The sequence below is a fragment of the Pseudovibrio denitrificans JCM 12308 genome (genome assembly GCF_001310815.1).
Lineage (GTDB): Bacteria > Pseudomonadota > Alphaproteobacteria > Rhizobiales > Stappiaceae > Pseudovibrio > Pseudovibrio denitrificans.
The window spans coordinates 1-5,728 of sequence record NZ_BAZK01000050.1 but is presented as its reverse complement, the minus strand read 5'-3'; the positions used below and the strand labels follow the sequence as shown (position 1 = coordinate 5,728).

The following is a 5,728-nucleotide window of genomic DNA, read 5'->3' as shown; positions in this document are numbered from 1 at the left end:
GAAGAAAAGTGGCGCGAGTGACGGGGCTCGAACCCGCGACCTCCGGCGTGACAGGCCGGCACTCTAACCAACTGAGCTACACCCGCTTGGGTCAGCAACGTTGTGTCGTTGTTGGTGGCGCTGATGTACGGCGGGGGCGGGTCCAAGTCAAGCACCGTTGGATGCAGTTTGCGAGTTTTTCCTGAATAACCTGTTTTCACTGTGAAAATTGGCCTCTGAAAGCCCTCAGATGTGGAAAACAAGGCCTCGAAATAGGCATTTTATCCCCTTCTGGACTCAAGGATATTTCGCCTGACTTCGAAAAAAATCTTTTTTGCCGTCCATGAAATTTCGAAAACCGCCTCAAAAAAGTCAAATCTCGTAATTCTACTTAGTCTGGGGCGGCTTCCGCGATACACTTTTCGCGATCATCACAGCCAAAAAACAAAAAAGTCGACAGTCCAATTCATTTTAAGGACCGGTTTTATGGGCACATTTTTCAAAACGCTTGCTCTCGTAGCAACAACAGCTGTCGTAGCACCATCACTTGCACAGGCAGACACTGGGGACTTCATCATCGGCCTTGGCGTAGGCGCCATCGGCAAGACGATCATTGATCACGCCACCAACGAACAGCAACCCTCGCAAGTGGTGAACGCACAGCAGCAACCACCACACAGCGTTCCGCGTATCCCAAGCCAGCAGACAGTAGCACTCAGCCGCATTCAGCTGAAAGACGTCCAATATCGTCTCAACTTGCTTGGATACAATGCCGCTTTCCTGATGGTGTCGCCGGTAAACGCACCCTCCGCGCCATAGGCAAATTCCAGCACTCTCTTGGCTATGTGGCCACAGGACACCTCACTTCTTCTCAGCTGGAAGCACTTTACGCCCGCACCATAAAGGTACGCCGCCCCAAGACGCAGATCGATCAGGCACAACCCTCCCCGGTTAAACCGCCCCTGCCCCAGTCCAACCCGGGCGGATACACGGAAGCTGAAAAAGCAACCGCCAGACTCCCCAAAGAGAGCAAGCTCGCACTGGACCCGAAAAACCCGCCCAACATCTATGGGATGGTCACCGGCATGCGCAGCGACAGAACAGCCGATCTGCTGAAAACAGAAGGCTATGAGGAATGCGTTGAAACCACAGGCCTCACAATCTGCGAAAAGACCTCCAAGAACCTGGAGGAAACAGTCAGCGTCGTCAAAGTCGGGAAAGTCATCTACGGCATCTCTCGGAATGTCAGCTTCAAAACAGCCGCCCCGCGCTCAGCCGTACTGACCAAGCTTGCAGAAGCCTACCCCAACCTCACCCGCTTTAAGAAGATGGCAACCTCAACCTCGAAAAGTTGTCTCGAACGCTACACCGGAGATGCCAACAGCCTGCTCGCCACAGCCGAAGCCAATCCATCCGATCCGGAAACACTCCTGACATTGACCGAGAACTGCCGGAACTTCTACGCCATTGAGCTGGAAGGCAGCCGCAATCTCAAATCCATGAGCATCGTGCTTTACGACGGCTACCCGATCCAACTCGCAGAGGAAAAGCAAACCGGCATCTTCCAAACCAAATCAGAAGCCGCTGACGAACTGAAGTTCTGAGCACTGCCCTTTTCTACGCCCCCTTGTGTTGGCCCCATTCTCCGGCGGCCAACACAAACTGCCAGCCCTTCTTGTCAGGATTACCTCCCCACAACCGAGGGATTATTCCTGCTGCATACACAGTTAAAGTAGCTCCCGGAATTCATTTCTGCCCACCTGCATTTATGACCCTTCGGGAGCTCCAATATGATGAGAATAAAAGCGCTGGCTCTGCTGGCCGCCTACTGCCTGTGCATCACCCCGGCCCTTTCTGAAAAGTTGTATAAGCTGAAAGAGTTCAAACCTGACGTCTCATACATCGCAACATCATACTCCTTCCCATTCCTCGCCAATGAAATTGTGGCCGAAAGTTATGATGCCAACGGACATCCAGGTTACATTCTCGTCGCCTCAGATTCAGCAGACAACTTTGTCATCTCCACTTGGCAATCTGATGTCGCAACTCCAGTAGACCTCGTAGACCGCAGCAAAGCCCGCAGTGTCTCCATCGCGAGAATCGACGACACACACTTCATCACACCGATTATCGATGGAGATAACAAACTCAGAGTGATGCTCTGGAAAATAACTGGTAACGGGACCATCACATATCGCGGTTTTCGCTCCGGCCCGGAAGTTACAGAGGTAACCTCTGCAAGCTCCGGTTCAGCAGCTATGGTCGTCGCTCAACGCAAAAACGGAACACTATTTGCACAAGCCTTCAAGCTGAAGCAGGCGGAAGACATTCCCACCGAAAAAGCACTCCACCGCCGTGGTATTTATGAGTTTGCGGGCAATGCAGATCAACTTGCCCTGAGCGATGGAACTGCAAACCTGCTCGCTTTTCGAGACAGCGATGGGAAGTTGAGAATAACACGCTTGCGCAAGCGCCAGGACGCAACAGTAATCGAGCGCGGCCCTACTTGGGTGGCAGGAGCAATACAGAAAGCCACTATCACAGCTGCAGACGGCAGCCCTAATGGCCGATGGATCACCCTCACCACAAGCGAAGGCCCCAGTGAGTTCAAGACTGGACACAGATGCCTGGGACAGACAATACACAAAGAACCCCACGGACGCGGAAAGCTCATCGAATGGGACATAGGAACAGACGGCACCCAATTCCTGCGTCGCGGAGCAGATCGTGAGTTTCAGGGCAGCGGCGGTGTAGCGAAGGAAGTCGCTGTCGAAGTCATCGGCAATGGCAACTATCTGGTCAGCAGCCACCTGGGCTTTGATACGTTCTGCAAACGCAACCCAAAGAACCGAGGCAAACAGCGCATGGAAGTCCACTTATGGGATCACGCAGGAACCACCTATGACAAAGACGCCTCAGGTCGTATCAATGGCAAATACTACGACGTCTCTATCGCTGAGTTTCACCCTATCCGAAACTACGACGCCAACTTCGTCGTCGCCCTCATCGGCGAAAACCAACAAGTCAAACTCTCCATCTGGGGTGTGAAATAGCACCAGCAAAGCAAGCCTCTCATTAGAGGCTTGCCCCCACAATCAGCTTTGGATTTGTCTCCAACCGCCGAACATGCTCTACTGTGTAAATCTCCCAAACCAAATATTGAGTTGGGAGATTCGCAAAGGCGACGGTTTAGCGCAGCCATCATTCAACCTCAGCGCGATTTCATTCAAATATTCAACTTACAATTTATTATAGTTTGAGATAAATGTACGGCAGCGAGTTCTTTCTCTCCGCTTCTTTAAGTTTATTGATACGTGCAAGGCAAAAATATGCGCAAAACGACAAAGCTTACTTCAGCTCTCTGCCTCTCTTTAGCAATCAGCGCCACATCTGCTCGCGCAGGCTCTGAGGATTTTATCTTCGGCCTCGGCGCAGGCATCATCGGCAGCGCAATTGTAAACGGCGCCAAAAAGAACAATGCCAATCAGGCGCAGCCAGCACAGCGCAAAGCCACACGGAAAAGAAGCAACTATTCAGCTGAAACTCAGGACGTGCAGGCACGTCTGAACATGCTCGGCTTTGATGCTGGCACTCCGGACGGCGTTTCCGGTCGCCGCACACGCAACGCAATCCGCCAGTTCCAGATTTCAATCGGCGCGCCAGCCAGCGGAAAGCTCAACAACAGCCAGATTGCCAAGCTGTATGAGTTGACTTCCCCACAACAGGCCGCACCAGCAGCGCCTGTTGCAGCAGCCGCACCTGCTCCTGCTGTCAATACAGTCGTTGTTCCAGTCGCAACCGCAGCCCCTGCACAAGGCGGCTCCCTGGCGCCAACACCAGTTGCGTCAGTCATACCAACGCCGGGCCTGCCAACACGCTTGGTCAACATCACAGTTCCAGCTGCTGCCTCTAACGTCACCAACAACACGCAGATCATGCTGTGACCGCTAATGCCCCAGCGAAGAACGAGACAAAGGTTGCAGCAACCAGCTCCAAACGCATGGCACTCGACCCCGCCAACCTGCCTGCCATCCATGGCCTGACGGTGGAACGCTTTGAGCATGACGTAAAAGGCTTGCTGGAGAAGGTTGGCTACAAAGATTGCGTTGTTGAAGAAACAAAGACCGTCTGCTCGTTGGAAAAAGATTCTCTGACCGAAACCGTCAGTGTTCTGACACAGGACGAGAAAATCTACGGCCTGCAGCGCGAAGTCAGCTTCAAGAACCCAGCACCACGCGCCGCGATCATGGGCAAACTTCTGGAGGCCTACCCTGTTCTCTCTCACTATGAGAACATGACCGCATCAGAAGACAAAACCTGCCGCATCACCTACCTCAACAACAGCGGTGAACTGCTGAAAGAAGCACTGGCAAAGCCAGCCCAACCAGAAGCCCTGCGCCAACTCTCTGACAATTGCACCGACTATCACAGTCTGGAAGTGTTCGGCGAAGACACTGTCAGCGGCCTGCGTCTGGTGTTCTACAGCAGCCAGCCAATCAAAGACGCGATTGAAAACCGTAAAGGCGTGTTCCAGATCTCTTCAAAATCAGCTCAGGATCTGACCTTCTAAAAGATCAACAGAACCTACAAACGCAAAAAAGGCGGAGCACAGCGCTCCGCCTTTTCTTTTGCAGTGAACTTAATCACGTATCAGCCAATCACCAACCGTGACGGTAGCGGACCACCAGAGCGGTCATGAAGCCGAAGAGCATGTGACCAACCAGGGAAGCCCATGTCAGCTGAATGAAGCCGAGGAACGGTGGCAGGCCAGCAAAGATGTGCGCCATGATGTAAAGCGCGAACACCCACAAACCAACACCGTAGCAAAGACCAACAATCCACCATGGCAGCGGCGGAATGATCACACGAGCCAGCGGACGGGCAATATAAACGTAACCCAGTGGTAGAAGACAACGCCAACAACGGCGTGAATGACTTCCGCCCAGAACAGGTTTCTGAAGCCGAACACAGACTGCACAAGAGCAGCTGGCTGAAGAGGACCACCAACCCAGAACGGCGTAATATAACGCGCCCAGATCTCCCAGCTCACATCAGCAACGATGCCAGCCAGAATGATGGTGACCAAGGTATGCCACACAAGTGGCGGACAGATGGGGTGCTTATGACTTGAACCACTCATACGGCGCATGCCTCCACGTAGTTATACTTGTTTGCTATGCGGAGTTAAAAACCATCTCGGTTCGAACTGGTGTTATCTACGACACACTTAGCCGATCAATAACAGCTCAAGTACACGTGACGGTGGATTGATCAAGATCAACCAGTGAAAACGCGCACTCCAACCTAAAACCGCCTTGAAAAATCAAAAATTCAAGGACACGTTCTGGGAACAAACTCCACAAATCACTACCAGAAGCTTAGCCAGAAGATCCTGAGATCATCCTTTGGTTTTTGCTCAGATTAGCCCCCTTCCCTACAGTCTTGAGAAACCAAGAGCCGTAAGGCGCCCTTAAGCTTAATGGAGCAGTACTCGATAATTTTCGGAAGATCAGACAACAAAAAAGCCTCCGCGGATCTCCGGGAGACTTGGCATCCTCTTGAAAGAGGAATGGTGGGCGATGAGAGACTCGAACTCCCGACATCTTCGGTGTAAACGAAGCGCTCTACCAACTGAGCTAATCGCCCATCCAGGCGCGTTGAACATTCCCTTAAAAGAGAATGGTGGGCGATGAGAGACTCGAACTCCCGACATACTTCGGTGTAAACGAAGCGCTCTACCAACTGACGA

At 52.4% G+C, this 5,728-nt stretch carries 5 protein-coding genes, 2 tRNA genes and 1 pseudogene; 5 read left to right on the top strand and 3 right to left on the bottom strand.

Features of this window, described 5'->3' with window-relative positions:
- Nucleotides 1–9: 9 nt before the first annotated feature.
- Nucleotides 10–86, bottom strand: a tRNA-Asp gene (locus JCM12308_RS27210).
- 379 nt (nt 87–465) lie between these two features.
- On the opposite strand from JCM12308_RS27210, the gene JCM12308_RS31150 reads away from it, so the two are divergent.
- From JCM12308_RS31150 to JCM12308_RS27190, 5 genes are all read left to right on the top strand, one after another.
- Nucleotides 466–798 carry a hypothetical protein gene (locus tag JCM12308_RS31150; protein WP_208978973.1) on the top strand — a complete coding sequence of 111 codons (333 nt, stop codon included), beginning with the start codon at nt 466–468 and terminating at the stop codon, nt 796–798.
- A gap of 26 nt (nt 799–824) precedes the next feature.
- The gene (locus tag JCM12308_RS27205; RefSeq protein WP_208978972.1) at nt 825–1,583 is read left to right on the top strand and encodes a hypothetical protein; all 759 of its coding nucleotides are present in this window, start codon (nt 825–827) and stop codon (nt 1,581–1,583) included.
- Between the two features lie 186 nt (nt 1,584–1,769).
- Nucleotides 1,770–3,032, top strand: a complete 1,263-nt coding sequence (locus tag JCM12308_RS27200; protein WP_054785744.1) for a hypothetical protein — start codon at nt 1,770–1,772, stop codon at nt 3,030–3,032.
- 276 nt (nt 3,033–3,308) lie between these two features.
- Nucleotides 3,309–3,923, top strand: coding sequence for a peptidoglycan-binding domain-containing protein (locus tag JCM12308_RS27195; protein ID WP_054785743.1), 615 nt, complete (start codon nt 3,309–3,311; stop codon nt 3,921–3,923).
- On the top strand, nt 3,920–4,549 hold the full coding sequence (locus tag JCM12308_RS27190; protein ID WP_054785742.1) for a hypothetical protein: 630 nt from the start codon (nt 3,920–3,922) through the stop codon (nt 4,547–4,549). The genes JCM12308_RS27195 and JCM12308_RS27190 overlap by 4 nt, the downstream gene beginning before the upstream one ends.
- An 88-nt stretch (nt 4,550–4,637) precedes the next feature.
- Here the strand turns inward: JCM12308_RS27190 and JCM12308_RS27185 are convergent.
- Both JCM12308_RS27185 and JCM12308_RS27180 read right to left on the bottom strand, forming a co-directional pair.
- Nucleotides 4,638–5,119 (bottom strand): annotated as a pseudogene (locus JCM12308_RS27185) (hypothetical protein).
- A 430-nt stretch (nt 5,120–5,549) separates the two neighbouring features.
- Nucleotides 5,550–5,625, bottom strand: a tRNA-Val gene (locus JCM12308_RS27180).
- Nucleotides 5,626–5,728 lie beyond the last annotated feature (103 nt).